This window comes from Roseibium sp. RKSG952 (assembly GCF_009711355.1).
On record NZ_SMMF01000922.1, the window covers coordinates 1 to 26,496 of the forward strand.

Consider the following 26,496-nt stretch of genomic DNA (forward strand, 5'->3'; position numbering starts at 1 on the left):
CATCCGTTCGGGATCAAGGATCGAGACCCACCCCAGCCCCAACCCTTCTGCCCGTAAGGCGAGCCAGAATAAGGTGATCGCGGCGACAACGGAATAGCGACGCATCTCGGGCATTGTGCCCGCACCCAGCCCCAGACCTTTGTTAGTCGACTCGTCGGAAAAAACGGCCAGCTGAACGGGCGCTTCCTGCATGCCGGACAGTTTCAGGCGGCTGTACTTCAGCGCCTTGTCTCCCGAATAGCCTGCAAGGGCCTGTTCATTGGCGTTTTGGAAATTCTCCAGCGCTGCGGCTCGTGCCACCGCGCTTTCGACGCGAATGACGCGCCAAGGTTCGCTCAGCCCAACCGAAGGGGCCAGTCGAAATGTGTCGAGGCAGCGCATCAGCACTGCCTCGTCCACAGGGTCGATGCGAAACCGGCGCACATCGCGCCGGAGCCGCATCAACAGTTCGAACTGCGTGCGGAATTCGTCAGTGAATGTCTGATCCTGCACGCGCCCGCCTTGCTTATTCTTCAGCAGCAGCTTCTTCAGCCGGAGCAGCAGCGGCCTCAGCAGCTTCGGCTGCCTTCGCGGCTTTCTCTTCTGCGCGCTCCTGAGCTTTCTTACCCGGGGTACCCTTGTTCGGGTTGTTGCGCTCGGCCTTGTCGCGTGCGCCTGCTGCTTCCAGCATACGTGCGATACGGTCAGTCGGCTGCGCGCCCTGGTCCAGCCAGTACTGGATGCGCTCCATGTTCATTTTTACGCGCTCTTCGCTGTCTTTCGGCAGCAGCGGGTTGTAGGTGCCCAGCTTCTCGATGAAACGACCATCGCGAGGCATGCGGCTGTCAGCGGCCACGATGCGGTAGAAGGGACGTTTTTTCGAGCCGCCGCGGGCGAGACGAATTTTCATTGCCATGGTGGTATCTCCTTTGAATGGCATCACGCCGGGGGCGTGTCGTTTTAGTAGACCGGAGCAGATCCGGTTATTTCTGGTGTTTCTTGTGGTGTCGGATGACTTCCTGAATGATAAAATTCAGGACAGCCTTGGCAAAGTCGGGGTCCAGATCCGCCGTTTTCGCCAGGTCTTCTAACCGTGCGATCTGCGCTGCTTCGCGCGAGGGATCGGACGGGGGAAGGTCGTGTTCGGCCTTGAGCTTGCCAACGGCCTGCGTGTGCTTGAATCGCTCGGCCAGCGTATAGACGAGGATCGCGTCCAGCCGATCGATGCTTTCGCGATGCTCCTTCAGCAGCGTAGCCGCACGCGTCACAGGGTTGTTCATTGGCTAGTCCTTTCGGTGCTCAATGCAGGTTCGGAGAGGTCGATCTTGGGGTGGCGCCAGATTTCAGCGCGTTTGCCAAGCAATTCGCCTTCGCGTTCGTATCTGGCACCAAGACGTTCTGCCAGCGCCCGGGATCGGCCGTTGGCGTGCGCGATATAGCTGATTACACCGTTCAGGCCCTGATTGCGCGCTACGTGATCGCGCGCTGCCAGCACCGCCTCAAAGGCCAATCCTTTACCCTCAGCTTCGTGCAGCAGCGTCCAGCCCAGTTCAGGTTCATCCCAGCCGGGCGCATCTATAATGCCAACCCAACCAACGAAGGTGTCGCTGGCTTTCTCGGTCAAATGCCACAGGCCATAACCTTTCAGCGCCCAGTGTCCCAGCCGGTTGGTCAAAGAGCTCCAGCTTTCCAGAGCGTCCTTCGGTCCACCGACCATATGGCTGCGTTCGGTCGCAAAGAAGCTGATCATGCCCGGCAAATCATCCTGCTGTGGCGCGCGCAGGATCAGGCGATCTGTCTCAATCGAAGGAATGGTGTAGGTCGTCATGCGCCCACCTCCGACAATTGATCGGGACTGGGATGGCGGTACACCAGCTCGGTTCCATGTGACACGTTCTGATAGCTGCGCTCGTAGTGCGCACCCAGCCGCTCAGCCAGAGCGATCGAGCGGTCGTTGCCAGGGAAGATATTCGAACTCAACGTATCGAAGCCCAAAACCTCATAAGCATAGCGGCGGGCCTCTTCCGCGGCTTCGCGAGCAAATCCTTTGCCTTCGCTCCCGGCGAACATGACCCAGCCGAGTTCCGGTTCTGGCCAGCCTTCGGGGCCCCAGATGCCAACAAAGCCCACGGGCTGACCGTCGTGCGTTTCGACGGTCCAGAACCCATAATCATGCAGAACCCAATGGCCGATCATGCTGGCGAACCAGCGCCAAGCCTCATTACGGTTCATCGGGCCGCCAAAACCCCAGCTTCGATCCTTGTCGGCAAAGAAATCGGCGACATTTTCAAAGTCGCGCTCCTCGGGGCCGCGTAAGATCAGGCGTTCTGTTTTGAGTGTGGGAATCTGGAGGTCGATCATGCGTAGGCCTCCATCCCGCCGTTCACTAGATCAGCAGGTCCCGGGTGACGCCAGACTTCCATCGTGCCGAATTTGGGATGTTCATAGATGCTCTCGAAGCGCGCACCCAGCCGTTCCGCCACAGCCTTGCTGCCTGCGTTCTGGGGATCGATCAAGGAGATCGATGTTTCCCATCCCAAAGCGTCATATGCATAGGTTCGGGAGGCCTGCGCAGCCTCGGTCGCATAACCCTTGCCGGTCGCGTTGTTCATCAGCGTCCAGCCGATTTCAGGTTCGGGCCAGCCAAATGGGCACCACAGTCCTACATGGCCCACATAAATGCCCGTGTCTTTTTCCTCGACCCCCCAGAAACCATAGCCACGCATGGCCCAATGACCCAGCAAGGTCGCCACCATGCGCCACGTTTCATCCGGACGCAGCGGGCCACCTACAAATTTTGATGCATCGCTGGCAAAGAATTCCGCCTCGGCCTCAAAATCCGCCTCACGCGGTGCCCGCATGATCAGTCGCTCGGTTTCCAGCGTCGGGATCGGCATCGCAAGTGTCATGCCTTCACCTCGCTGTAGCGCCAGACATGCTGGTCCGCACCAAACGCTTGCTCGGCAACAGTGTCACGTGTCGCCCCCAACCGTTGGGCGAGGGCATTCGAGCGGGCGTTGGACTGTGATACGTAGCTTACGAATCGGCCAGATCCGAGAAGATCAAAGCCAAAGTCACGCACGGCAGTGCAGGCTTCGGTGGCATATCCCTGCAGGCGATGCTGAGCACTGAACAGGTATCCAAGCTCGGGCTCTTGATCGTCCCATTCCAGCCCCAGAATAACAAAGCCTACGACTTGATCGTCATCTTTCAGTGTAACTGTAAAGAGGCCGTGACCGTGCAGAAGCCAACCGGATGTATAGTAGGAAAATTCTGTCCAGGCTTCCTGATCGGTATCGCCAAAACTATCTCGGCAAATCGCGGTCCAAACCGGCAGATCTTCCAACTGTGGAGCACGCAGAACCAGCCGCCGGGTCTCAAGGACCGGCAGGGTTGCGCGATACTGCGCTGCTGCCATCGCCGCCTTTCCGGACGGGGGCTGGATGCAGCGTGCTGGCGTCACTTTTTCTTTCCGAACCCGCTCAGGCCCGGGGGCAGGGCCATGCCGCCACCCATTCCGGGCATACCGGGCATCTTGCCGCCCATCGCCTTAGCCGCAGCTTCCAGCGCCTTGGGGTCCATGCCTGCGGCCATTTCCTCGGGTGATGGGCCGCCTTTGCCGAACATGCCTTTCATGGCTTGTTTCAGCATCTTGCCTTTGCCCATCTTGCCCATCTTCTTCATCATGTCCGACATCTGCCGGTGCATCTTGAGCAGCTTGTTGAGGTCGCTGACCTCCATTCCTGAACCAGCGGCGATGCGCTTCTTGCGGCTGGCCTGTAGCAATTGCGGGTTGGCGCGTTCGCGTTTGGTCATCGACTGGATCATGGCGATCTGCTGGCGCAGGATCTTGTCGTCCAGCCCGGCCTGATCCATTTGCTTGGCCATTTTGCCCATGCCCGGCATCATGCCCATCATGCCCTGCATGCCGCCCATCTGGATCATCTGTTCCAGCTGCATCTTCAGGTCATTCATATTGAACTGACCTTTGACCATACGCTTCATCATGCGCTCGGTCTGTTCGATCTCCATCGTTTCCTGGGCCTTTTCGACCAGGGCAACGATGTCGCCCATGCCCAGAATACGACCGGCGATCCGGTCCGGCTCGAAGGTTTCGAGCGCGTCCATCTTTTCGCCCAGACCGACGAAGCGGATCGGCTTGCCGGTGACCGCGCGCATCGACAGTGCGGCACCGCCGCGCCCGTCACCGTCCATCCGGGTCAGGACCACGCCCGAGATGCCGACCTTGGCGTCGAACTCCTCGGCGACTTCAACGGCGACCTGACCGGTCAGACCGTCGACAACCAGCAGCGTCTCGCGCGGGTCAACCACGTTGCGAACCTGCTCGACCTCGTCCATCAGCACTTCGTCGATATGCAGACGGCCCGCGGTGTCGAGCATGTAGACGTCATAGCCGCCTAGCGTCGCCTGTTGCTTGGCGCGCTTGGCGATGTCGACGGGTTTCTGACCGGGAACGATCGGCAGTGTATCGACGCCGACCTGCGTGCCCAGAACGGCCAACTGATCCATCGCCGCCGGGCGATAGACGTCGAGCGAGGCCATCAGGACCTTTTTGCCCTCTTTCTCTTTCAGGCGTTTCGCCAGCTTACCGGTTGTTGTCGTCTTACCCGAACCCTGCAGGCCGACCATGAGGATCGGGGCAGGCGGGTTGTCGATCTTCAGCGCACCGGGGTCTTCTTCACCGCGCAGCACGTCGACAAGTGCGTCATGCACGATTTTGACGACCTGCTGACCGGGCGTGACCGATTTGGTCACGGCCTGACCAGTGGCCTGATCCTGTACCTTCTTGACGAATTCGCGGGCCACTGGCAGCGAGACGTCGGCCTCAAGCAGCGCGACCCGGACCTCACGCAGGGCGGTTTTGACGTCTTCTTCGGACAGAGCACCCTGTTTGGTCAGCCGGTCAAAGACGCCAGAGAGGCGTTCGGATAAATTTTCAAACATGCCTTCGGCCTCCTTAGCCGGTTTTCTGGTGGCGCGTCCTAGATAGGATACGTCGGTTAAATGCACAAACGCCCCCACGGGCGAAACTCGCTGGTGGGGGGCGATCCCTGAACGACTCAAGGGACCGGAAGATCAGACACTTCCGGATGTTTGCGGCGATTTAGGCCGATTGGCTGGCAGAGTCAACCTTGCGCGCGGGTAGCCAGTCATTGACCGCGTCGACCAGCCGCTGCGCGCCATGTCCGCTGACATAAGCTTCGACAATCGGGTGGCGACCCGCGCTCATGCCTTTTTCCAGGATCAGAACGGGGCGATGCATCTTGGACGTGGTCCTGTCGCGGCGCGAGGTGGTGGTTTCCACCTCAGCATGAGACAGGTTCGACAGCTCATGTTCCACAGTGTCATATCCAAAGACCGATTGGCGGCGGATCACAATGCTATTGCTGTTGCGGTCCAGTATAACCTGCACGCGGCGCACAAAGACACAGAAAGCGCCGATCCCCATTCCGCCACCGAACACGGCAAAGAAGAGGCCAAACAGAATGCCCTCGCCGCCTTCGGTTGCCATGAAAAGGCCAGCGCCGACAAAGGCTAGGATGAAAAAGACCAGTGAGATGCCGATAAACCAGGGCGTGTTAGACAGGATCAATTGGTCGGGTGTGTTGCGCGTCACTTTCATGGCGGCACGCTAACACTGAATTCTGGCACTGTCGTGGCTTGAATTCATCGCCATGTTGCGCGATGAGCGCGCCAAACAGGAGGTTCCCATGGACGCATCATCTGCTTTTCAGGATACATTGCCGCTCAGCTCTGACGCGCTGTTGGCGCGACTGGATGAATGGGGATTGGCTTATCTTCTGCATACCCATGTCCCTTTGCGCACGGTCGAAGACTCCAAGGCGGTCGAGGATCAGTTCATGGTGCCGGGTGAAAACGCTTTGCGGCTTAAGAACCTCTACCTGCGCGACAAGAAAAAACGGAACTATCTGATCACGCTGGAACAGAGCCGCGAGATTGACCTGAAGGCGCTGGGTGCCGAGCTTGGGATCGGCAACCTGTCGTTCGGGTCAGCGGATCGACTGATGCAAAACCTCGGTATCCGTCCGGGCGCGGTCAGCCCCTTGGCCATGATCAACGGTGTTGAAAACAACGTGCGCTTCTTCATGGATGCTGCCGCTCAGCAAGCCGACGTCATTTATATGCATCCTCTGGTCAATGATCGAACCGTTGCCATGAAGCGTGAAGACCTGACAGCCTTCTTTGAGCGTATCAATTGCGAGGTGACCTGGCTGCCGTGACGAGTTCACTCAGCCAGAGCTTCGGAAAGTGCCGCTGCGACATGCGCGGCTGACGGGTTCACGAATAAGAAACCCTCTGCTTCGAAGATCGGGTCGTCCAGATGGTCCGGGAAAGCCAACGGTAATTCAGTGCATGCCAACAGAATGGCGGTTCCCGGATTGGCATGACGTTTGCAGAAGTCCAGCAGGCGAGGGCGCGCATTCCTTGAGGCGCCGCCGTAGAACTCGGTATCAATCATCGCCTGCATCTCTGCGATCTGATCGTCAGGCAGGCGTTCGTTTGCTGAGATGTCCTCTACCGCAAGTCGCTCCGCATAGTTGCTGGCCTGCATCGTAACTGTAGTTCCAAGAACCAGTGCCTTTTCAGCTCCTGTTTCAGCAGTAGCCTCTGCGGTTGCATCGAAAATGCTGAGGATCGGCATGGTAACCCCACGCCTGATCGCATGCAGGCGGGCATGAGGCGTATTAGATGCGATGATTGCAAAGTCGCAGTCTGCGCGTTCCAGATTCAGAAGCGCCTTCCGGAAAACAGCATCGAATTCAGCCCAGCTGTCTTCATCGCCTGCTGTGCCTCGCAGTGCACGAGTATGCGCCTGCACAACGGATTCGATTGCCATCGGAGGGATAGGAAGCGGTGATCCGTGGCCGCGCTTGGAATAGTGCCTGCTCGCTCCCTCAGCAATGGCTCTATAGTAGTCGACTGTCGATGCCCAACCGACACCACCCAGAATTCCGATCTTTTTCATGAGATCCGCCCAATCTGCTCAGATAGATTTCCGCGCAGATTGGACGTTTTGCCAGCATATGGCCAGAGGGGGATCAGGCGGCCAGTTCTGCGACTGCTTTTTGCGCATTGCTGAGGGTGTTTTCAGGGTCCATTGCCATTTGATCGGCCGCAACGACGTCGACATCTGTAATTCCTATGAAGCCCAGCACGTGGCGTGCGTAACCGGATGCATAGTCAATTTCGGACCCTACGGCCGTTCCGCCCGAGGCAATTGCAAGAACTGCCCGCTTGCCTTCAAGTAATCCTTTGGGGCCGTTTTCGGTGTAGCTGAAGGTCAGGCCGACGCGGGCAACAAGGTCAATCCACGCTTTGAATGCGGCGGGCACCGAAAAATTGTAGATCGGCAGGCCGATTACAATGGTGTCAGCCTCCTGCAGTTCCTGAACCAATTCATCCGACAGGGCCAGTTGATCCCGTTGCAGCGGATCACGCTGGTCCGCAGGGGTAAAGTTTGCCGCGATCCAGTCTTCGGTCAGCAGCGGCAAGGGTGTCGCCAGATCGCGGCGGATAATGCGTCTGGCACCCAGATGTTTGACAACGCGGTCAGAGAGATCACGCGTTGCAGACCCGGTGCGGCGGGCGGATGCATCAATGTGCAGGATGGTTTTGGCCATTTCTCGAGGTCCTTTGTTCGGGGATTTTGCTTCTGCCTCCAATATGAATGTTGTGTAGATGAACAAAACTCGGATATATCAACATCAGTTGTTGGAAATTGCACAGTCGTGGTGATCATGGATAACTGGGATGAGGTAAGAACCGCCTATCAGGTGGCCCGGATGGGGACTGTTAGTGGCGCGGCCGAAGTATTGGGTGTGCACCATGCCACTGTCATTCGTCATATCGACGCGATCGAGGCCCGTTTAGGCGTCAAGCTATTCCAGCGCCACGCCCGCGGATACACCCCAACCGAAGCGGGTGAGGATCTGTTGCGTGTTGCGCAGGCAACCGAGGATCAGTTCAATCAGCTTGTCGGCCGAATGAAGGGACGGGGGGACGATGTCTCGGGAGAGTTGGTGGTCACATCACTGGCATCGTTGGCACCATTAGTCGTGCCTACACTCAGCGAGTTTCAGAAAACCCATCCCGAGCTCATCGTGCGTTATCTGACCGGAGACCGGTTGTTCAGGCTGGAATATGGTGAGGCACATGTGGCTATCCGCGCCGGTGCTGCGCCTGATCAGCCTGATAATGTTGTGCAGCCCTTCGTCTCGCAGGAGGTGGGCCTCTATGCCAGCAAGGGCTACATTGACCGTCGCGGAAAACCATCCGGCATCGAGGATTTTGCCAACCACGCCTTTGTCGGCAATGACGATGAAAACAGCCGTGCGCCGTTTTCCCAGTGGCTGCGCACCAATGCACCTGCCGAGGCGATCACTTTCCGCTGCTCTAACAATTTCACTGGCGCTGAAGCGGTTCGGGCCGGGGCCGGCATAGGATTTATGGCGCGTTGGGAAGCCGCACGTCATCCGGAATTGGAAGAGGTCATGGATCCGTTGCCCGAATGGTCAGGCAAACTGTGGTTGGTGACACATGTCGATCTGCACCGCACAACAAAGGTCCAGGCGTTCCTGACGTTCCTGAAAGAGCAGGCCAAGGATTGGCTGCCATGAGTTCTCAGGCCCGTGGCCATCTGGCCATGTTGGCTTTTTCTGCACTTGTCGCGGGCAGTTTTTCGCTTGGCTCAATGATCGCCAACGAGATTGCACCGGCCGCGCTAAACGCTGCGCGGTTTGCGATTGCTGCCGTCGTGATTGGTGTCGCTGCGCTGGTCACCACTGGCATACCGCGCAGTGCGGCCAAAGCGCCCTGGCGCTATCTCGTGCTCGGCGGACTGTTCGCGACTTACTTTGTGCTGATGTTCTACGGTCTGAAAACTGCGCCGCCAGTCAGTGCCGCAGCCGTCTTCACTCTGACGCCTATACTATCTGCTATTGCCGGATGGATGTTGTTGCGGCAGGTCACGACCTCTCACATGGCCATGGCATTGTTGGTAGGGGCAGTGGGGGCTCTCTGGGTTATTTTCCGCGCGGACTGGCAAGCCTTTCACGCGTTTGAGATCGGTCAAGGTGAGATCATCTATTTCTGGGGGTGCGTCGCGCATGCGATCTACACCCCTATGGTACGCAGACTGAATCGTGGAGAACCAGCAGTGGTCTTTACATTCGGTATGCTATTGGCGGGATGTGCAGTTCTTTTGGTGTTCGGGTGGTCGGACATTCGCACGACCGATTGGATGAACCTTCCGCCGATTGTCTGGATCGGGCTGTTCTACGTGGCGATTTTTGCAAGTGCCGCTACTTTCGTGCTGCTTCAATACGCAACGCTCTATCTGCCATCGGCGAAAGTCATGGCCTATACCTATCTGACACCCAGTTGGGTCATCCTGTGGGAAATCGCACTTGGAAACGGTGCCCCAACCGGGATGATCCTGGTCGGAGTGGCTCTGACTGTGATTGCGTTGCTGATGCTGCTGAAGCCTGAAGAGGAAGGGCAGGTGGCGCATCGATCCCGCAGTCGCGAAGGCTAGGATTGTTTGCCTTCTTGTTCCCCAAGGTTTTCGGTTTCGAGAAAGCGTTCAAAGGCGTCCAGATTCACCGGTTCAAATTGCCCGAATCCCTGCATCCAAACTGAAGCCCGTCTCAGGGCGTCGGGCTCCAGCTTGCACCATTTCACCCGGCCCCGCTTTTCCTGAGAAATCAGCCCGGCCTTGGTCAGAATAACCAGATGTTTCGAGATCGCTGCCAGCGACATCTCGAACGGTTCGGCCACATCAGTAACGGCCATGTCATCCTCAAGCAGCATTGCCAGAATGGTGCGGCGCGTGGGGTCGGCAAGGGCCGCGAATACAGTGTCGAGATCGCTGGACATGGCTCCTTCCTAATATGCAGGAAGCTGTTTGACAATTTCCGAGCCCACGCCATGCTGCGCCGAAACTTGGAGGGGGGCGTGACGATGCCACTGAAATACTGGCTGGTGATCTGCGTCCTTGGCATCGGCTGGGGCATGTCCTTCATGTTCAACGCCATTTTGCTGCGTGAGCTTGGGCCATTGTCGGTCTCGATGGGGCGCGTGGGCTTTGGGGCGCTGGGGTGTTGGATTTACGTTTTGGGTAGGCGTTTGCCGGTCCATCTGACCCTTGGCCGAGCTGCGGGGCTGTTGGGCTTCGGCGCGCTGAGTTACGCAGCGCCATTTGCGTTTTATGCGCTGGGCCAGCAGCATATCGGCGCAGGTGTCGCCGGTATCGTGAACGCCACAACACCGGCCTTTGCCGTCATCGTCTCGCATTTCTGGCCCGGAGGTGAGCGGGCCACACTGCTCAAGTCATTGGGTGTGGTTTGCGGGTTTGCCGGTATCGTCGTTCTATCACTACCGCTCTTGCAGTCGGGTGCGAAGTCCGAGTTTTGGGCCATTCTGCTGATCCTGCTCGCACCCGTTTGCTACGCTTTCTCGCTCAATTTCGCCCGCGCGTTTCGGGACATGCCGCCAGTTGTTCTGGTGGCTCTTGCCCTAACGGGCGCGACGCTGTCGATTGCCCCACTGGCACTTTGGCAGGAAGGACTGCCGCACATCACGCGCGCCGAGACTTGGGCCTCGCTTCTGATGATCGGATTTGTCCTGACCTCGGCGGCATTCATTGCGTTTTATTGGCTGCTGCCAAAGGTGGGACCGACCAATATTTCAACAGTCACCCTGATCGCCCCGGTCTCAGCGCTGGTGCTCGGGACATCTGTTCTGGGGGAGACACTTTTGCCGGAGCATCTGGTCGGCATGGCGGCCATTTTCGCCGGCCTTTTGCTGATCGATGGGCGCATTGTCAGACGTTGGCAAGCGGATAGGGAATACAAAGATCAACCAAAAGGTTGAATATGCGGATTTAGCTACAATCGCCGCATTTGCCAGTCTAACTCTGTGGTCGCATCAAGCGCGCGTTGTAAATAAAGTTTATAAAACAATACCTTGACCGATCTCGAGCTGCGACCTCAATAGCGTTGACTCTGCGCCCCATGCCCCTTAGCACCTAGCCTCAAGACAGTGCGAGGAAACCGCCCGTGACCGATGATGACCAAAAGCAGCGTATGGCGCAGCTTGAGGCCAAGATTGCGGCGGCGAAAAAGGCCAAAGCGCCAAAGCCTCGTGCAGATGCTGACGTGTCCGGGGGCGAGCTTGCTTGGAGGATGGTCATCGAAATGGTTTCCGGTCTTGGGATCGGATTTGGCATCGGATACGGGCTGGACAGCCTGCTCGGGACAATCCCGATATTTCTGGTGCTGTTCACATTGCTGGGCCTTGTCGCGGGCGTGAAGGTTATGCTCCGCAGCGCGAAAGAGGTTCAGGAGAAACAGACGGCGGCCCAAGAGCAGGCCGAACGAGACGAGAGGGACTGAACGTGGCGACCGAGACCACCGCAGCAGAAGGCAGCAGCCTGGTATTCCACCCAATGGACCAGTTCATTGTCAAACCGCTCTTTGGCGGTGAGATTGCGTGGTACACGCCGACCAACGTTACACTGTGGCTGTTCCTGGCAATCGCTGCGATCTTCGCTCTGCTGGTTCTCAGCACTTCGAAGCGCGCCATCGTTCCGACCCGTATGCAGTCGGTGGCCGAACTGGCCTATGGCTTTATCTACAAGATGCTGGAAGACATCTGCGGCAAGGAAGGCGTCAAGTACTTCCCATATGTCATGACCCTGTTCATGTTCATCGTCTGCGCGAACTTCCTGGGCATGATCCCCATGTCCTTCACCACCACATCGCATTTCGCCGTGACCATCCCGCTGGCGCTGTCGGTCTTCCTGACCGTGACCGTGCTGGGTTTTGTAAAGAACGGCGCAGGTTTCCTGGGTCTGTTCTGGGTCTCCAGCGCGCCTCTAGCTCTGCGCCCGGTTCTGGCGATCATCGAGCTGATCTCGTATTTCGTACGCCCGGTCAGCCACTCCATTCGTCTTGCCGGTAACGTCATGGCTGGCCACGCTGTTATCAAAGTGTTTGCAGGCTTTGCTGCAATCGCCGCGATCTCGCCCGTGTCCGTTTTGGCGATCACCGCAATGTACGGCCTTGAGGTCCTCGTGTCCTTTATCCAGGCGTACGTATTCACCATTCTGACCTGTGTTTACCTGAAAGATGCGCTGCATCCTTCGCACTAAGGTCTGATACCCCAACATCGAAACTTCCAATTCGTAAGGAGATACATCATGGAAGGCGATCTCGCACACATCGGCGCAGGCCTGGCAGCAATCGGTTCCGGCGCAGCCGCAATCGGGGTGGGCAACGTTGCAGGCAACTTCCTGTCCGGCGCCCTGCGCAACCCTTCGGCGGCTGCTTCGCAGACCGCAACCCTGTTCATCGGTATCGCGTTCGCAGAAGCCCTGGGGATCTTCGCATTCCTGGTCTCGCTGCTGCTGATGTTCGCCGTATAATCTGCGGAACCTGATCCTTACGCGCAGGTGGGTCCAAGCCATAGCGGCCCACCTGTTGTAAAGACAACGTTCCGACGGAGGATATCATGGCGACTGAACCCCTTACAGAAGAGGTAGCTGGCTCGTGCGTCGACTCCTATGGCTCTGCCATCGGGATGCCGCAGCTCTGCTTCGATTGGTTCCCCAACCAGATTTTCTGGCTGGTCATCACGCTGGTCGTCATCTTTCTGGTCCTGTCCCGCGTGGCTCTGCCTCGCATCGCGGCAATCCTGGCTGAACGTCAGGGGACCATTACAAATGACCTGGCTGCGGCCGAAGATCTGAAGGCCAAGGCGGTCGAGGCCGAAGAGGCCTATAACAAGGCGCTGGCCGATGCCCGTGCCGAAGCGCAGCGTATCGCTGCCGAAGCACGCGCAGAAATCCAGTCTGGTCTGGATGACGCGATTGCCAAGGCGGATGCGGAAATCGCTGCAAAGGCGGCTGAATCGGAAAAGGCAATCGCCGAAATCCGTGCCGGTGCGCTGGAAAGCATTCAAGTGGTTGCCAAGGACACGGCGGCTGAACTGGTTACTGCGCTGGGCGGCGAGGCGGATGCCAAAGCCATCGCCAGTGCCGTAGACGCGCAATCGAAAGGATAAGTGACATGCGGAACACTCTTGCCCTTATCCTGACCATCGGCGCAGCCAGCCCGGCATTTGCCGCAAGCGGCCCGTTCTTCTCGCTTGGCAACACCGACTTCGTAGTCACGCTGGGCTTTATCGTTTTCATCGCGGTTCTGTTCTACTTCAAGGTGCCGTCGATGATCGGTGGCGCGCTGGATAACCGTGCCGAAGGCATAAAAGCCGAACTGGACGAAGCTCGTGCCCTGCACGAAGAAGCCCGCAGCCTTCTGGCTTCGTACGAGCGCAAGCAGCGTGAAGTACAAGGTCAGGCAGACGCGATTGTCGCTGCTGCCAAGGAAGATGCTGCCTTGGCCGCCGAGCAGGCCAAAGCCGATCTGGAAAACTCCATTGCACGCCGTCTGGCTGCTGCGCAGGATCAGATCGCGTCTGCAGAAGCTTCGGCTGTCAAAGAAGTGCGCGATCAGGCCGTGACCGTAGCAGTATCGGCAGCCAATGAAGTGTTGGCAAAGCAGATGACTGCTACTCAGGCGAACAAGCTGATCGATGCGGCAATTGCCGACGTCGGTGAAAAGCTGCACTAAAAGTTTCTGACCCGGTGGTTCCGCTGCCGGGTCTGAATTCTGAGAGGTGATCGATCTCTCGCAAAGCCTTCATATCTGAAGCACATCTACTCCATCAGCCATTATCACTGGATAGTACGCAGGTTGAGTTACGCCTGCGCCAGAGCCATAGCGCTATTGCAAGGGCTGTGATTGCGAGCTCAACTGCAAAGGTCCAGTGGTTCAGAAAAGACAGAATCCAGTGTGAATGGGTCGCCTGCACGACAACAAGCGGCTGCGAGTAGTCGGAATATGGCCAGGCCCATGCGATTTTGCCGACGATGGAATCCAGCGCCATATGAACAACTCCGCCAGCACCGAAAAATGCGAGTACGGTACCCGCCTTAGGGTAGAAAAGGCGTAGCGCAAGTCCAGCAAACAGTAGAGCGACCCAAACGATAGGTCGATGGGTCAGATAGGCGTGATGATGGTGGGCGCGGTTATCCACCAGATAAAACCAAAGCATGTCCAGATCAGGCGCAACTGCGCCCAGCATTGCTGCGGCGAATGCCAATTTGCCGACATCAGGTGTAGCTGTTCTGAAAATCAGATAGGCACCCGGCAGGTGGCCGATAAACATCAGTTTTGACCGGTTTCATGCGCCAGTCTCTGCTGGGCGATGGTTTCGTTCCTCAGCGCCTTCTGCTGATCCTCCATACATCGCTCGACAAAACTCAGATGTTGCTGAACCGCTCTTCGGGCCCCCTGAGGATCGCGCGCCTGCAGCGCTGAATTGATGGCCCGATGCTGATCCAGAATCGAGTCTCTGGTTGTGCGTTGCTGGAACATCATCTGTCTGTTGTAGAAAACACCTTGGCGTAGCAGATCGAACATGGATCGCATCATATGCAGCATGACGACGTTGTGGCTGGCTTCGATGATCGCCATGTGAAACTGGGCATCCAGATGCGCTTCTTCCTCGGCTGCGTTGCGATCATGGGCGGCCGTCATCTTTTCAAAGATCGTCTGAATAACCTTAAGATCACTGTCTGAACCCAATCGAGCCGCCCGCTCTGCTGCTAACCCCTCCATATCCCGGCGAAACGACAGATAATCGAATACAGCTTCATCATGGCTGCTGAACAACTGGATCAGCGCTGGTGAAAATGCCGAGCCCAGCACCTCTGCGACATAGATGCCAGATCCTGCCTTGGCGGTCAGCAGCCCCTGTTCCTGAAGCTCCGAAATCGCTTCTCGCAATGATGGGCGTGATACACTCATTCGATCGGCCAGTTCTCGTTCCGAGGGCAGGCGTTCACCCGGGCGCAGAATGCCGCGCAGAATGAGTAATTCGATCTGGCGGACAACGGCCAGAGACAGCTTTTCGGTCTGAACTTTTTGAAAGGGCATGACTGTATCGTTCTGAATTGGTCAAATCATATGACCACGTAAACCAGTCCGCTTCAAGAAAGTGCGCTATTCAAGTTCGTTGAAATATTAGGTCAGAAATATTGACATTAAATTGAGTCGGCATAGGCTGCGCTGAGCAGAGTTCGGAGGAAGCTCATGTCAACGCATCACCTGTTCGCCACCCGTGCATCTCGAATGAAGGCATCCGAGATACGAGAATTGCTTAAGCTACTCGATCAGCCCGGGATTATCTCATTTGCAGGAGGCATCCCCGATCCGGCGCTGTTTCCAGCGGAAGGATTTGCGAACGCTTTTCAGGTGGCCCTTGGGGTGGATCAACAGGCCCAGTCACTTCAGTATTCTGTGAGTGAGGGATATGTTCCCCTGCGCGAGTGGATCGCTGAGCATATGCGCCAGATTGGTGTGGAATGTGACATCGACAATGTGCTGATCACTTCGGGGTCACAGCAAGCGCTCGACTATCTCGGTAAGCTCTATCTTTCTCCCGGTGATACGGCGCTTGTGGGTTGGCCGACCTATCTGGGGGCATTGGCGGCCTTCAACGCCTATGAGCCCCGATTTGACCGGATCAGCATAAATGGTAACCGAGGTGCGGCAGAGTATCGGTCCGGGGCAGGTGAGGGGGCGGTCAAGTTTGCCTATCTCTCCCCGGATTTCGCGAACCCGACCGGCGAAACCGCTGATCTGCGAGGACGTGAGGCCCTGCTCGATCTGGCTGAAGAGCTGGATTGCGCCATCATCGAGGATGGTGCCTATCAAGCGCTTCGCTACGAAGGTGAAGCGATCCCGCCGATCCTGAGTCTGGAACTGGCGCGCAAAGGATCGATTGAGAGCTGTCGCACCATCTATTGCGGCAGCTTTTCCAAGACCCTGTCACCGGGATTGCGGGTCGGCTGGGTCGTGGCAGCCAAGCCAATTATTTCTCAACTGGTTTTGATGAAGCAGGCGGCTGATCTGCACTCCGCTACGATCAACCAGATGGCGGTCTATCAGGTCGCGAGGGCAAGCTTTGATACCCACATTCCAATGCTCAGAAACGTCTACGGCGCCCGGCGTGATGCGATGTTGGCAGCATTGGAAGAGTATTTGCCGAAGGAGGTTCAATGGACCAAACCAGAGGGTGGTATGTTTGTTTGGATCACTTTGCCTTCGGGTATGGATGGCGCTGATTTGCTGTCCAGAGCGCTCGAAACTGTCAAAGTGGCATTCGTGCCCGGGCAGGCCTTTTTCCCTGATGAAACGGGCGCAAATACCATTCGGCTGAGTTTCTCAAACTCTGACGAGGACACAATCCGAGAGGGCATTCGCCGGTTGGGAGAAGTGTTGCGCCGCTGAATCCGGAAAGGATCTGTTAACCAAATTGTCGCAAAGCTGCGGCATGATCCGGTACCTGGCCCTTCTGATGTTGGCAGCTTGCTCTGCGGGTACACCTCATTTCCGAGGGGTGCCCGCTACGCGTGTTGCTGTAAACGGCAGCGTGTTTGACGTGCGGGTTCGTGGTGAACTGGCCGAAGCTGTTCGGGTAAACACACAATATGCCCCACGCCTCGGGCCGATCCGCGATCGGGCAGCACTTGCGATGGCGCAGGTTTCGGGCTGTCCCATTCTCGACGTGTTGGGTGATGCCGCAGTTATGGTTGGTGTACTTGGTTGTGATCGTGCGGCAGGGGAACGCTTGCTGCTTACGGCAGTTTCGACGCCAAACTATGAATGTACCGACTATGGCACCTACGAAGATGCAGGTAGTGACTTAGGCTATCAGGTTTTCGAATGTACGCCCTACTGAATGCGCGTATTTTCGCACGGTTTTGGCAAGATATTGTGGATAACTCAGCTCACCAGCCCATATCCTGCGTAACTCCGTTGACTCGTCCCCCATCCCTTGCGCAGACTTCCTGAACGTAGGAATCACGGAAAAAACGGCCATTGCGCTTTAGCAAACTCAAACTGACCGGCTTTAAAAGCTTTGTTGATCCGACCGATCTGATCATCGCGGATGGGTTGACCGGTGTGGTGGGGCCAAACGGCTGTGGCAAGTCCAATCTTCTGGAAGCATTGCGTTGGGTGATGGGTGAGAACCGCCCCAAATCCATGCGCGGTGGCGCAATGGAGGATGTGATCTTTGCGGGGGCCGCCACGCGTCCTGCCCGGAATTTTGCCGAAGTTGTCCTGACGATGGACAATTCAGAGCGACTGGCACCTTCAGGCTTCAACGACAGCGACCAGCTTGAGATTGTCCGGCGCATCACCCGCGATGTGGGCAGCGCCTACAAGACCAACGGTAAGGATGTGCGGGCCCGTGATGTGCAGATGTTGTTCGCAGATGCTTCGACCGGCGCGCACTCACCTGCGCTGGTTGGCCAGAACCGCATTGCGGAACTGATCAACGCCAAGCCACGCGCTCGCCGGCGTATTCTGGAAGAAGCGGCAGGTATCTCGGGCCTCTATCAACGTCGGCACGAGGCGGAGCTGAAGTTAAAGGGCACCGAGTCCAACCTGACGCGCGTTGATGATGTTCTCGAACAACTCGGGACACAGTTGGCGCAATTGGCGCGTCAGGCCCGTCAGGCCGCACGTTATCGGGAGATAGGCGAGCAACTGCGCCAAGCCGAGGGCATGCTGCTTTATCGTCGCTGGAAAGAGGCCGACATTGCCCGTCAGCAGGCCGAAGAAAAACTGCGGGAACGGATCACCGAAGCCTCGCGAGCTGAGGCAGAAGCCCGCGCTGCAGCAGCCAAGCGCGCTGAAATTGAGGAAACCCTGCCGCCATTGCGCGAAGAAGAGGCTATCGCCGCCGCGGTCCTGCAGCGCCAGCAGGTTCAGCGTGACGCATTGGCCGATCAGGAAACCCGCGCGCGCCAGACCATAGAAACGCTGACCAATCGTATTCAGCAGCTTGGCAACGACATCGAGCGTGAGACTGGCCTGAACCGGGACGCCGGGCAGATGATCGAACGTCTGGAATGGGAAGCCCGCGAACTGGCCAAAGCTGCCGAAGGTCACGAGGACAAGGTAGCCGAGGCCGCCGAAATTGCCCGCGAAGCTGCCTCGGTTTTGCAGGATCGTGAAGATCACCTGTCGCAGGAAACCGAGGATATGGCCCGCCTCGTTGCGCGCCATCAGTCTGCGCAACGGTTGGTCGAGGATAGTCGCAAGACACTGGCGCGTTCTGAAGGTGAGGAAGAGAAAGCCCGTTCGGCGGTGGAGGAGGCGCGCGAAGCGCTGACCCGTACCAGCGAAGCCTTTGAAACTGCTCAGGAAGCCGAGGAAGAAGCGCGCGAGGCTGCTGAAGCTGCCGAAGAAGCGCTGGCCGCTGCAGATGAGCTACGCAATGAAACACAGGCGCGCGAAGCCGAAGCCCGGGCACAACGCTCTGAGGCGGAAGGTGAACTGGGCGCCATCAGAGCCGAGACAACAGCGCTGGCTAAACTGGTTGAACGGGATACGGCCGAGGGTGGGCAGGTGCTTGACCTGCTGCGTGTAGCGCCCGGTTATGAAAAGGCGCTTGGGGCCGCACTGGCCGACGATTTGCGTGCACCTCTGGTCGAAGGGGATGGTCCTTCGGGCTGGGTGCAGGTGGCGGGATATGACAGCGATCAACCTCTGCCCGAGGGCGCTGAACCACTGGCGTTGCACGTTTCGGGACCGGACCGTCTGAGTCGTAGGATTGCACAGATCGGGTTGGTCGATGCCGATCTGGGCGCGCGGTTGCAAACATCGCTGAAACCCGGTCAACGGTTGGTGTCGCGCTCGGGTGATCTATGGCGGTGGGATGGTTTCCGCGCCTGGGCTGAAGATGCGCCAAGCGCCGCCGCCCTGCGGCTGGAGCAGCTCAACAAGCTGGAAGCGCTGAAACAGGAACTGACGCGTACCGAAGCGCAAGCTGATGGTGCACGCGCTGCGCATGAGGCGTTGTCGCAGCAACTGGCGGATGTGACCGAAGCCGATCGTCGTGCACGCGAAGCGCGCCGTGCTGCCGATCAGCGCATGGCCGAAACCGCGCGCCAACTCAGCCGGGCTGAAGCCGACCGCAATCTGGCACAGGGCAAGCTGGAAACCCTGTCTCTGGCCGTGGATCGCCACAAGGAAGACGCCATGTCTGCCCGCGCTCAACTGCGCGAGGCCGAAGGTGCGCTGACCGGGTTAGGTGATCTGGATAGCGCCCGCGCGCAGGTCGAGGATATCAAGCAAACGGTTGAAGCAGCTCGGATTACCATGCTGACCCATCGTTCGACCCATGACGAGTTGCGTCGTGAAGGTGATGCGCGCACCCGGCGAACACAAGAGGTCACCAAGGATCTCAGCGGTTGGCGTCACCGTCTGGAAACTGCTGAAAAGCGTATATCGGAATTGGCTGAACGCAAGGAAAGTTCAGAAGAAGAACTGACCGAAGCCATGGCCGCGCCCGGTGAGATTGTCGAAGCGCGCGAAGAACTGAATGAGCTGATCGAAACTGCCGAGGCGCGCCGTGCAGAGGCAGCGGACAGGCTGGCCGAGGCAGAAACCCAACAGCGTGAGGTTGTACTGGCCGAGCGTGAGGCAGAACGCCTGGCATCCGAAGCACGCGAAACTCGAGCGGCTGCCGAGGCGCGTTGTGATGCATCCAAAGAAAGTGTTGTCGCTGCAGCCGAGCGCATTGCAGAAGATCAGCAACTGACACCAAACCAATTGCTGAACCAATTGGATGTAAATCCTGATCAAATGCCTGCTGCGGACACGCTTGAGGCTGAGGTGAACCGCCATAAGCGCCAGCGTGATGCGATGGGTGCGGTCAACCTGCGCGCCGAAGAGGATGCCAAGGAGGTTCAGGAAGAATTCGATACGCTCAACAGCGAAAAGTCCGACTTGGAAGAGGCGATCAAGGCCCTGCGCAGCGGTATCGCCAGTCTGAACCGCGAGGGGCGTGAACGTCTGTTGACTGCGTTTGAACAGGTGAACTCGAACTTTGCGATGCTGTTCAAGCACCTGTTTGGCGGCGGCGAGGCCAATCTAGTCATGGTCGAAAGCGATGACCCGCTGGATGCGGGCCTTGAGATCATGTGTCAGCCTCCGGGTAAAAAGCTCTCGACACTGAGCTTGCTGTCGGGTGGGGAGCAGACCCTGACCGCGACGGCACTGATCTTTGGTGTTTTCCTTGCCAACCCCGCTCCGATTTGTGTTTTGGACGAGGTTGACGCACCGCTGGATGACGCCAACGTCACGCGCTTCTGTGATCTGCTGGACGAGATGTGCCGCCAGACCGACACGCGGTTCCTGATCATCACCCACCACGCGGTGACCATGGCCCGGATGGATCGGCTGTTTGGTGTTACCATGCAGGAGCAGGGCGTCAGCCAGCTCGTCTCGGTTGATCTGAAGAAGGCCGAGCAGATGGTCGCCTGACCGCTCACCGCAACGTTATGAGGTTTTTGAGGCGCTGCGGGATAATGTGGCTGCATGACGCGACTGTTTCTGATCCTTGTGATTTGTATTTCAACTCCGCTTTGGGCTGCTGAATGGGCAACCAAACCGGGCGATGTGCCGCTGAATCAACAGGAACTGGATGCATTGGCGGGCCAGACGTTCACCTTCTATGACGATGGGCAATCCCGTTATTCTACTGGTGGAGCTTACTCCTATACCTATTCGGAGACGAATGGCGGTGGAACCGCATTCGGTACTTATCGCATTGCCGAGGACGGCAGTGTTTGTGTTGATTATCGTAATGGTCTCAGCCGCTGTGATTTGTATGTGCGCAGTGGTGACCGTTTGATACTGATCAACGAAAAGGGCGAACGCTATCCGGTGCGCCCCGATTGAAATCGGTCTTAAGGGGGCCGTTTAAAAGCCAAGCATACTTGAGTTTGCACCAAGTATTTGAACGAACTATTTATATAATGCGTGTCAATTGATCGGTGAAATGTGAAAAATTAGCGAATAAGTGGGATATATATTGGTGCCTCTGGCGATAAATTCCTGACAGCAATAACAGAGAATAAAAGGTCAGAGTATATGTGCCGTTTTTTAGCTTGGGTCGGCGCTAAACGTTATTTGGATGAGTTAGTGCTGAACCAGGAGCAATCCTTGGTCATGCAAAGCCGCAATGCACTTATTGGGAAGACTCCGATCAACGCAGATGGTTTCGGCCTTGCCTGGTATTCGGAACGTGGCACGCCCTGCTTCTACAAAGACACCAACCCAGCGTGGTCTGACGCCAATCTGAAACAGCTGACGCACCATACGAAGTCGCCACTGTTTCTGGCCCATGTGCGTGCTTCAACCGGGACTGCCACATCTCGAAACAACTGCCATCCGTTTGGCTTTGGCAAGTGGAGCTTCATGCACAACGGCCAGGCCGGTGGGCACGAGAGTATCCGGCAAGAACTGGACGGTATGATACCAGCTGACTTGTACCAGCACAGGCTGGGTGCAACTGAAAGCGAAGCGATCTTTCTGATAGCGCATGGTGAAGGCTTGGATGCCGATCCAATAGGGGCAATGGTGCGCGCTGTTGAACGCGTTGAGGCACTTTCCCGGAAGCGCGGATCACTACCTTACCTGCGGTTCGCTGCCTGCTGGTCGGATGGGGAACGTGTATTTGCTGCGCGATATGCCTCGGACCGATTTGCACCCAGCCTCCACTATCGCGCATGCGCTGACGGCATCATAATTTCGTCCGAGCCACTGGATGCTGATAGCGGAGAATGGACTGAGATACCGGCAAACACCGCGATCGAAACCCGAGGCAAATCGCTTAGACTGCACCCGTTCGAGCCAGTTCCACAGAAATATCACGCAAATGTCGCCTAGCTGAGACCTGCTATGGGTCGGCATTGCGCGAACGTTCTATGCCAGTGATTTACAGTCGATTCAGTAAATCCATAGTGGGCCAAGCATCCGCTGGCAGGCCAAGTCGCACCTGTTCCGACTGAACGGCAGCGCGTGTTCCGGCCCCTAGAATGCCATCGATTTTGCCGACGTCATAGCCGCGTGCCTGCAGCTTGCTTTGCAGTTGCTTCATCTGAGCGCCAGACAGGCCGGGGGCAGGATCGCCCGCGTCATAAACTTGTGCGCCTTCCAACCGAGTGCCGAAATAGGCGGCGGTCAGCACATAAACAAAGCTCTGGTTCCATTCGAAATAGACATCGAAATTTGGGTAGGCCAGAAAGGCAGGTCCCTTGTGCCCCTGAGGCAGGATCAAAGAAGCGGGCAGATTGGCCAGTGATCCGCTGCGTGCCTGAACACCCATGGCTTGCCAGTCAGAAATTGCTCTCGGTTTTCCTGGACCCGACAGTGACCAATCCATCTGATCTGGTACAGTCACCTCCTGCAGCCAAGGCTGACCCGGTTGCCATCCCAGATGTGACAGCATTTTTGCCCCGGACATCAGCGCATCTGGTGCTGAGGTTTTCAAAGAGACCTTGCCATCGCCGTCACCATCGACGCCATTTTCAAGGATATCGCGCGGTAGCATCTGCACCATACCGATTTCCCCAGCCCATGCCCCAGTGGTGCGGTTCGGGTCAAAATCACCCCGCTGATATAATTCGATCGCTGCAAAAATCTGCGGTCGGAATAATTCCGGACGTCGGCAATCGTGGGCCAACGTCACCAGAGCATTGCGTGTGTTGAAATCACCCTGGAACGCGCCGTAGTCGGTTTCGAAGGCCCAAAAGGCCAGCAACACCCCGCGCGAGATTCCGTATTCGCGTTCGATCCGATCAAACACTGCATCGTATTTGCGCGACATGGCTTGGCCGCGTTCAATGCGATTGGCCGAGATCAGGCGGCGTGAGAAATCGATGAACGGTTTTTGGAAAACACCTTGGGCCCGGTCTGCCTGCAGTACTTTGGGATCTTGTTGAACGCCTTTGAAAAATGCGTTCACGGTAGATTTGTCGAAACCCTGCTGAACCGCTTCGGACTTCAGACCTTTGACGAAGGAGTTGAAACCGCCACCGCACTGAGCGAAGGCGGGGGAGGCAAAAAGAGTAGCGGCGACAAGGCCAGTGAGAAAACGCATGGACGAGCAGGTCCTTCAAAAGAAAAAGTTAACGACAACCCACACCGACAAGACGCCAAGCGCAAGCCCCCAAACCTTCCACAACATGGTACATGCGCGGAAAACCTCGTATGCGCCGATTTCCCGACGCGCATCTCCGTTCACCCAGGCCAGATCGCGTATCTGCCCGTCATAACTGCGAGGGCCTGCTAAGGCGATGTCCAAGGCGCGGGCCATGGCGGCTTCAGGCCATCCTGCATTGGGTGAAATGTGGCGGCGCGCATCGACGACCATTTCTGCCCAGCGAGACCATTGACCGGATAACGCGACGATCATCACGCAAGTCAGTCGTGCCGGGATCAGATTCAGCAAATCATCAAGCCGGGCTGAGGCCCAGCCGAATTCAAGGTACTTCTCGTTGCGGTAGCCAATCATGCTGTCAGCCGTATTGACGGCCTTATAGACCAGCAGCCCTGGCAAACCCGCAATCAAGAACCAGAACGCGGGCGCGATGACGCCGTCACTCAGATTTTCAGCCGCACTTTCGATCGCGGAACGAGCAACCTGCGCTTCGGTCATTTCAGTGGTGTCGCGCGAAACGATGCGTGCAACCATGGTACGCCCTGCAGGCAATGACTGCCGTAGTGCTTCACCGACATCCCGGACATGAGTAACCAGCGATTTCTGGGCAAGAAGAATGGCGCAGACAACGATTTCGATAATCGGGCCGAGCAAGGCAAGCAGCTTTCCAGCGGCAAAGGCTGCAAGAACGAGAAGCGTGACCGTGAATACACCTTTGAGGCGCCGCTGCGTCCCTGTGTTCAGGCGTTTGTCAAGCCAACCGATTGCATTGCCGATTACCACAGCTGGATGGCGAACACGGGACCAGAGCCAGTCAGGCTCGCCCAAAGCTGCGTCCAGACACATGGCACAAACCAGCAACAGTGGGGTGCTCAAAGCGCTGCCTCCAACCGATCCCAGCCACCTGCGGGGGGCAGGCCAAGGCGCAAATAGGTTTGGGAGTATGGGAAGACGCGGCTCCAGATATGTGCTTTTGCCAATCGGTCTTGCCACTCTGCAGCATCGTCGACCTCATAAAGCCGGAACAGGCTGGTGCCGCCGACCAGAGAGGCTCCCTTTGGGGCGAGCAGAGCGTCTAGTTTGTCTGCTTCGTTGGCCAGATTTCGGCGGGTGGCATCGGCCCAATCAATATCCCGCAATGCACGTGTCCCGATCCGCAGGGCAGGGCCCGAGACGGACCAGGGACCTGTCAGATCGTTAAGCTTGCTGATCAGATTGGGGTGACCGATTGCAAAGCCCAGCCTCAGCCCCGCTAGCCCCCAGAACTTGCCAAAGCTCTTGAGCACGACGACACCGGGGCGATCCGCGAGGTGGATCAAAGATGATCCGGGTGTGACGTCGCAAAAGCTCTCGTCAATCACGGTCAACGGGGCATCAACATCACACTCATGCCAGATGCGGCCGTCGGGATTGTTGGGATGCACGATTACCCGGGCCTCTGCCGAGGCGCTTTCTTGCACGGACCAGCCTTGCGCATTAAAGGCGGCGGCGTGCTCGTTATATGTGGGCATCGTGATTTGCACCCGACCTGTTCGGGCGAGCGCGGGAATCCTAGCAATTAGAGCTGAGGCCCCTGGCGCAGGCAAGATCATGGCCTCGTCCGGAACAGACCAGAACTGACGAGCAGCGTCTGCCAGCCTTTCAAAAGCGCCATGATCCGGCAGTTCCATCCAATCCGAAGGTTCCAGACCTGAAACCTCATATGGATGCGGATTGATGCCAGTGGACAAGTCGATCCAGTCCGATCGGGTGCCGCCATAGTTCCGGATAGCACCATCCAGACCCCCACCATGGTCGCGTGCGGCCCGCGGGTTCAATTCGTCGCTTTGTCTTGCCATCTGGATCTCTGCCGGAATCGCGTGTTTCAGCCCGCTTCAAGCGGATTTTTGCCATTTATACAAGCAAATCCGCGTGATCCGAGCCCGTGACAGGCATCGTTAACTTTTTGTTAAGGAAATGACGGGATCACGGACCAAGGGGTCGGCACCATTCACTCTATCAAGTGCCGAGGTTGTTGCAAATGAAAGTTCTGATTGTTGAGAGTAACCCCGATCTGGGTCGGGTGTGGCAACGCCATCTGCAAAGGCAGGAGGCCGAGGTCACATTGGTCGAAACGCAAGAGGCCGCAATTCTGGCGCTCTATAGCACGGCATTCGATATCATCGTCTTGGATCTGGTATTGGAAACCGGCAGTGCGCTTGCCGTGGCTGATTTTGCCAGCTACCGCCGCCCCGATACCAGAGTGATCTTTGTGACCAATACGACTTTCTTCTCAGATGGATCCATCTTTGCCCATAGTCCTAACGCCTGTGCCTATGTGCAAAGCGGCACGCCGCCAGAAGATCTGGCGGCGATGGTCGAGCATTATGCGGCGGGCCGCTGATCCCGTCTGTGGGGCTCCATGTAATCCAGTTCAGGATTTACCGGGATGATCCGGTGCGGATTGATACTGTCATGGCTGTAGTGATAGTGGCGCACGATATGGGCCATGTTCACTGTTTGGGCAACGCCGGGCCACTGGTATAGCTCGCGCGTATAGGCCCACAGGTTAGGGTAATCGATCAACCGCCGCCGGTTGCATTTGAAATGCAGATGATAAACCGGATCGAACCGGATCAGTGTGGTGAACAGCCTCCAATCCGCTTCGGTGAGGCGATCACCCATCAGATAGCGGTGCGAAGCCAGGTGATCCTCAAGCCAATCCAGGGTGCTGAACAAAGGGTTTACTGCGTCGTCGTAGGCCTTTTGCGAAGTCGCAAAGCCGGATTTGTAAACGCCGTTGTTGACGTTCGAATAGATGCGCGCATTGACCTCTTCGATGTCATCCCTCATCTCCTCAGGCCAGTAGTCATCGGTGTTTCCGGTAATCTCGTCAAACGCCGAGTTAAACATACGGATGATTTCGGAGCTCTCGTTGGAAACGATGGTTTCTTGCTGCTTGTCCCACAGGATTGGCACGGTTACGCGACCAGAGTAGGTCGGGTCAGCCTTGGTATAGACCTGATGGGCATAATCCAGACCATAGAGGGTATCGCCGGTTGCACCATTGTCGTCTTTTTCAAAGCTCCAGCCCTTGTCCAGCATATCGGGATGCACAACCGAGACCGAAATATGATCGCTCAGCCCTTTCAGTTCCCGAAAGATCAGCGTTCTGTGCGCCCATGGGCAGGCATGGCTGACATAGAGGTGATAGCGTCCTGTCTCTGCGGGGAAACCACCTTTTCCGGACAGTCCTGCACTACCATCCGTGGTCAGCCAGTTGCGGAACTGAGCGGCGGAACGCTTGAACGCTCCTCCAGTGGATTTTGTGTCATACCAAGTGTCATGCCATTTTCCGTCGACCAACAGGCCCATCTTGTGTCCTCCGCAAGTATTCATGGCGAAGATAGTCTGCGC

The 26,496-nt window shown here is 57.2% G+C and carries 33 protein-coding genes; 15 read left to right on the forward strand and 18 right to left on the reverse strand.

Translation table 11 applies throughout. The features are described from left to right. From bluB to E1297_RS21770, 9 genes are all read right to left on the reverse strand, one after another. Positions 1–492, reverse strand: a 492-nt coding sequence (gene bluB, locus E1297_RS21730) for a 5,6-dimethylbenzimidazole synthase (protein ID WP_368669639.1), incomplete at its 3' end; no start/stop codon positions are given. Between the two features lie 13 nt (positions 493–505). Continuing rightward, positions 506–895, reverse strand: coding sequence for a 30S ribosomal protein S16 (gene rpsP / locus E1297_RS21735; protein WP_010437590.1), 390 nt, complete (start codon positions 893–895; stop codon positions 506–508). A 67-nt stretch (positions 896–962) separates the two neighbouring features. Then, on the reverse strand, positions 963–1,259 hold the full coding sequence (locus E1297_RS21740; RefSeq protein WP_155142187.1) for a chorismate mutase: 297 nt from the start codon (positions 1,257–1,259) through the stop codon (positions 963–965). After that, entirely contained in the window at positions 1,256–1,807 is a 552-nt protein-coding gene (locus tag E1297_RS21745) for a GNAT family N-acetyltransferase (RefSeq protein WP_155142189.1), read from the reverse strand. The genes E1297_RS21740 and E1297_RS21745 overlap by 4 nt, the downstream gene beginning before the upstream one ends. After that, a complete protein-coding gene (locus E1297_RS21750) occupies positions 1,804–2,340 on the reverse strand; it encodes a GNAT family N-acetyltransferase (protein ID WP_155142191.1) in 537 nt (178 codons plus the stop codon). Before E1297_RS21750 ends, E1297_RS21745 begins: the two co-directional genes overlap by 4 nt. Then, entirely contained in the window at positions 2,337–2,888 is a 552-nt protein-coding gene (locus E1297_RS21755) for a GNAT family N-acetyltransferase (protein WP_155142192.1), read from the reverse strand. The genes E1297_RS21750 and E1297_RS21755 overlap by 4 nt, the downstream gene beginning before the upstream one ends. Next, positions 2,885–3,442: a GNAT family N-acetyltransferase gene (locus E1297_RS21760; RefSeq protein ID WP_155142194.1), complete on the reverse strand. Its 558-nt coding sequence runs from the start codon at positions 3,440–3,442 to the stop codon at positions 2,885–2,887. Before E1297_RS21760 ends, E1297_RS21755 begins: the two co-directional genes overlap by 4 nt. Next, positions 3,439–4,944 carry a signal recognition particle protein gene (gene ffh / locus E1297_RS21765; RefSeq protein WP_155142196.1) on the reverse strand — a complete coding sequence of 502 codons (1,506 nt, stop codon included), beginning with the start codon at positions 4,942–4,944 and terminating at the stop codon, positions 3,439–3,441. Before ffh ends, E1297_RS21760 begins: the two co-directional genes overlap by 4 nt. A gap of 160 nt (positions 4,945–5,104) precedes the next feature. Continuing rightward, a complete protein-coding gene (locus E1297_RS21770; RefSeq protein ID WP_155142198.1) occupies positions 5,105–5,623 on the reverse strand; it encodes a hypothetical protein in 519 nt (172 codons plus the stop codon). Between the two features lie 88 nt (positions 5,624–5,711). On the opposite strand from E1297_RS21770, the gene E1297_RS21775 reads away from it, so the two are divergent. Next, positions 5,712–6,242, forward strand: coding sequence for a prolyl-tRNA synthetase associated domain-containing protein (locus tag E1297_RS21775; RefSeq protein WP_155142200.1), 531 nt, complete (start codon positions 5,712–5,714; stop codon positions 6,240–6,242). Between the two features lie 5 nt (positions 6,243–6,247). On the opposite strand, the gene E1297_RS21780 is transcribed toward E1297_RS21775, so the two are convergent. Further along, positions 6,248–6,988 carry an aspartate/glutamate racemase family protein gene (locus E1297_RS21780; RefSeq protein ID WP_155142202.1) on the reverse strand — a complete coding sequence of 247 codons (741 nt, stop codon included), beginning with the start codon at positions 6,986–6,988 and terminating at the stop codon, positions 6,248–6,250. Positions 6,989–7,061: 73 nt separating this feature from the next. Continuing rightward, positions 7,062–7,643: an FMN-dependent NADH-azoreductase gene (locus E1297_RS21785; RefSeq protein WP_155142204.1), complete on the reverse strand. Its 582-nt coding sequence runs from the start codon at positions 7,641–7,643 to the stop codon at positions 7,062–7,064. Positions 7,644–7,760: 117 nt separating this feature from the next. On the opposite strand from E1297_RS21785, the gene E1297_RS21790 reads away from it, so the two are divergent. Next, positions 7,761–8,639 carry a LysR family transcriptional regulator gene (locus E1297_RS21790; RefSeq protein WP_155142205.1) on the forward strand — a complete coding sequence of 293 codons (879 nt, stop codon included), beginning with the start codon at positions 7,761–7,763 and terminating at the stop codon, positions 8,637–8,639. Further along, positions 8,636–9,556 (forward strand): DMT family transporter, encoded by a 921-nt coding sequence (locus E1297_RS21795; RefSeq protein WP_155142207.1) that lies wholly within the window; start codon positions 8,636–8,638, stop codon positions 9,554–9,556. The genes E1297_RS21790 and E1297_RS21795 overlap by 4 nt, the downstream gene beginning before the upstream one ends. Here E1297_RS21795 and E1297_RS21800 read toward each other — a convergent pair. Continuing rightward, a complete protein-coding gene (locus E1297_RS21800) occupies positions 9,553–9,897 on the reverse strand; it encodes a metalloregulator ArsR/SmtB family transcription factor (protein WP_155142209.1) in 345 nt (114 codons plus the stop codon). The genes E1297_RS21795 and E1297_RS21800 overlap by 4 nt on opposite strands. 84 nt (positions 9,898–9,981) lie before the next feature. On the opposite strand from E1297_RS21800, the gene E1297_RS21805 reads away from it, so the two are divergent. The 6 genes from E1297_RS21805 (at position 9,982) to E1297_RS21830 (ending at position 13,649) form a co-directional block, all read left to right on the forward strand. Beyond that, positions 9,982–10,893, forward strand: a complete 912-nt coding sequence (locus tag E1297_RS21805; protein ID WP_155142338.1) for a DMT family transporter — start codon at positions 9,982–9,984, stop codon at positions 10,891–10,893. A gap of 185 nt (positions 10,894–11,078) precedes the next feature. Then, positions 11,079–11,414: an AtpZ/AtpI family protein gene (locus E1297_RS51325; RefSeq protein ID WP_170333924.1), complete on the forward strand. Its 336-nt coding sequence runs from the start codon at positions 11,079–11,081 to the stop codon at positions 11,412–11,414. Positions 11,415–11,416: 2 nt separating this feature from the next. After that, positions 11,417–12,172: a F0F1 ATP synthase subunit A gene (locus E1297_RS21815; protein WP_170333922.1), complete on the forward strand. Its 756-nt coding sequence runs from the start codon at positions 11,417–11,419 to the stop codon at positions 12,170–12,172. 48 nt (positions 12,173–12,220) lie between these two features. Next, the gene (locus tag E1297_RS21820) at positions 12,221–12,445 is read left to right on the forward strand and encodes a F0F1 ATP synthase subunit C (protein WP_008755373.1); all 225 of its coding nucleotides are present in this window, start codon (positions 12,221–12,223) and stop codon (positions 12,443–12,445) included. A gap of 86 nt (positions 12,446–12,531) precedes the next feature. Continuing rightward, positions 12,532–13,083 carry a F0F1 ATP synthase subunit B' gene (locus tag E1297_RS21825; RefSeq protein ID WP_155142211.1) on the forward strand — a complete coding sequence of 184 codons (552 nt, stop codon included), beginning with the start codon at positions 12,532–12,534 and terminating at the stop codon, positions 13,081–13,083. Between the two features lie 5 nt (positions 13,084–13,088). Beyond that, on the forward strand, positions 13,089–13,649 hold the full coding sequence (locus E1297_RS21830; RefSeq protein ID WP_155142214.1) for a F0F1 ATP synthase subunit B: 561 nt from the start codon (positions 13,089–13,091) through the stop codon (positions 13,647–13,649). A gap of 94 nt (positions 13,650–13,743) precedes the next feature. Here E1297_RS21830 and E1297_RS21835 read toward each other — a convergent pair whose 3' ends face one another. Together E1297_RS21835 and E1297_RS21840 are read right to left on the reverse strand one after the other, a co-directional pair. Beyond that, positions 13,744–14,247, reverse strand: a complete 504-nt coding sequence (locus tag E1297_RS21835; protein ID WP_155142216.1) for a metal-dependent hydrolase — start codon at positions 14,245–14,247, stop codon at positions 13,744–13,746. Further along, positions 14,247–15,017 (reverse strand): FadR/GntR family transcriptional regulator, encoded by a 771-nt coding sequence (locus E1297_RS21840; protein WP_155142218.1) that lies wholly within the window; start codon positions 15,015–15,017, stop codon positions 14,247–14,249. Before E1297_RS21840 ends, E1297_RS21835 begins: the two co-directional genes overlap by 1 nt. 156 nt (positions 15,018–15,173) lie before the next feature. Here E1297_RS21840 and E1297_RS21845 point away from each other — a divergent pair, with 156 nt between their 5' ends. The 5 genes from E1297_RS21845 to E1297_RS21865 all read left to right on the forward strand — a co-directional run bounded on the left by E1297_RS21845 (position 15,174) and on the right by E1297_RS21865 (position 21,827). Next, a complete protein-coding gene (locus E1297_RS21845) occupies positions 15,174–16,373 on the forward strand; it encodes a PLP-dependent aminotransferase family protein (protein WP_155142220.1) in 1,200 nt (399 codons plus the stop codon). 43 nt (positions 16,374–16,416) lie between these two features. Beyond that, a complete protein-coding gene (locus E1297_RS21850; protein ID WP_155142223.1) occupies positions 16,417–16,824 on the forward strand; it encodes a hypothetical protein in 408 nt (135 codons plus the stop codon). A 140-nt stretch (positions 16,825–16,964) separates the two neighbouring features. Next, the gene (locus tag E1297_RS21855; protein WP_155142225.1) at positions 16,965–20,420 is read left to right on the forward strand and encodes a chromosome segregation SMC family protein; all 3,456 of its coding nucleotides are present in this window, start codon (positions 16,965–16,967) and stop codon (positions 20,418–20,420) included. Positions 20,421–20,474: 54 nt separating this feature from the next. Continuing rightward, positions 20,475–20,837: a hypothetical protein gene (locus tag E1297_RS21860; RefSeq protein ID WP_155142227.1), complete on the forward strand. Its 363-nt coding sequence runs from the start codon at positions 20,475–20,477 to the stop codon at positions 20,835–20,837. Between the two features lie 270 nt (positions 20,838–21,107). Continuing rightward, positions 21,108–21,827 carry a class II glutamine amidotransferase gene (locus tag E1297_RS21865; protein WP_209015921.1) on the forward strand — a complete coding sequence of 240 codons (720 nt, stop codon included), beginning with the start codon at positions 21,108–21,110 and terminating at the stop codon, positions 21,825–21,827. A gap of 49 nt (positions 21,828–21,876) precedes the next feature. Here E1297_RS21865 and E1297_RS21870 read toward each other — a convergent pair whose 3' ends face one another. The 3 genes from E1297_RS21870 to cobD are packed head-to-tail and all read right to left on the reverse strand — an operon-like array spanning position 21,877 to position 24,938. Next, complete coding sequence (locus tag E1297_RS21870) at positions 21,877–23,040, reverse strand: lytic murein transglycosylase (protein ID WP_155142230.1); 1,164 nt, start codon at positions 23,038–23,040, stop codon at positions 21,877–21,879. A gap of 15 nt (positions 23,041–23,055) precedes the next feature. After that, positions 23,056–23,976: an adenosylcobinamide-phosphate synthase CbiB gene (gene cbiB / locus E1297_RS21875; protein WP_155142232.1), complete on the reverse strand. Its 921-nt coding sequence runs from the start codon at positions 23,974–23,976 to the stop codon at positions 23,056–23,058. After that, positions 23,973–24,938: a threonine-phosphate decarboxylase CobD gene (gene cobD, locus E1297_RS21880; RefSeq protein ID WP_155142233.1), complete on the reverse strand. Its 966-nt coding sequence runs from the start codon at positions 24,936–24,938 to the stop codon at positions 23,973–23,975. The genes cbiB and cobD overlap by 4 nt, the downstream gene beginning before the upstream one ends. Positions 24,939–25,120: 182 nt before the next feature. On the opposite strand from cobD, the gene E1297_RS21885 reads away from it, so the two are divergent. Next, positions 25,121–25,483 (forward strand): response regulator transcription factor, encoded by a 363-nt coding sequence (locus tag E1297_RS21885; RefSeq protein WP_155142235.1) that lies wholly within the window; start codon positions 25,121–25,123, stop codon positions 25,481–25,483. On the opposite strand, the gene E1297_RS21890 is transcribed toward E1297_RS21885, so the two are convergent. Then, complete coding sequence (locus E1297_RS21890) at positions 25,465–26,454, reverse strand: glutathione S-transferase family protein (RefSeq protein ID WP_155142237.1); 990 nt, start codon at positions 26,452–26,454, stop codon at positions 25,465–25,467. The two genes, E1297_RS21885 and E1297_RS21890, sit on opposite strands and share 19 nt — an antisense overlap. Positions 26,455–26,496: the final 42 nt, after the last annotated feature.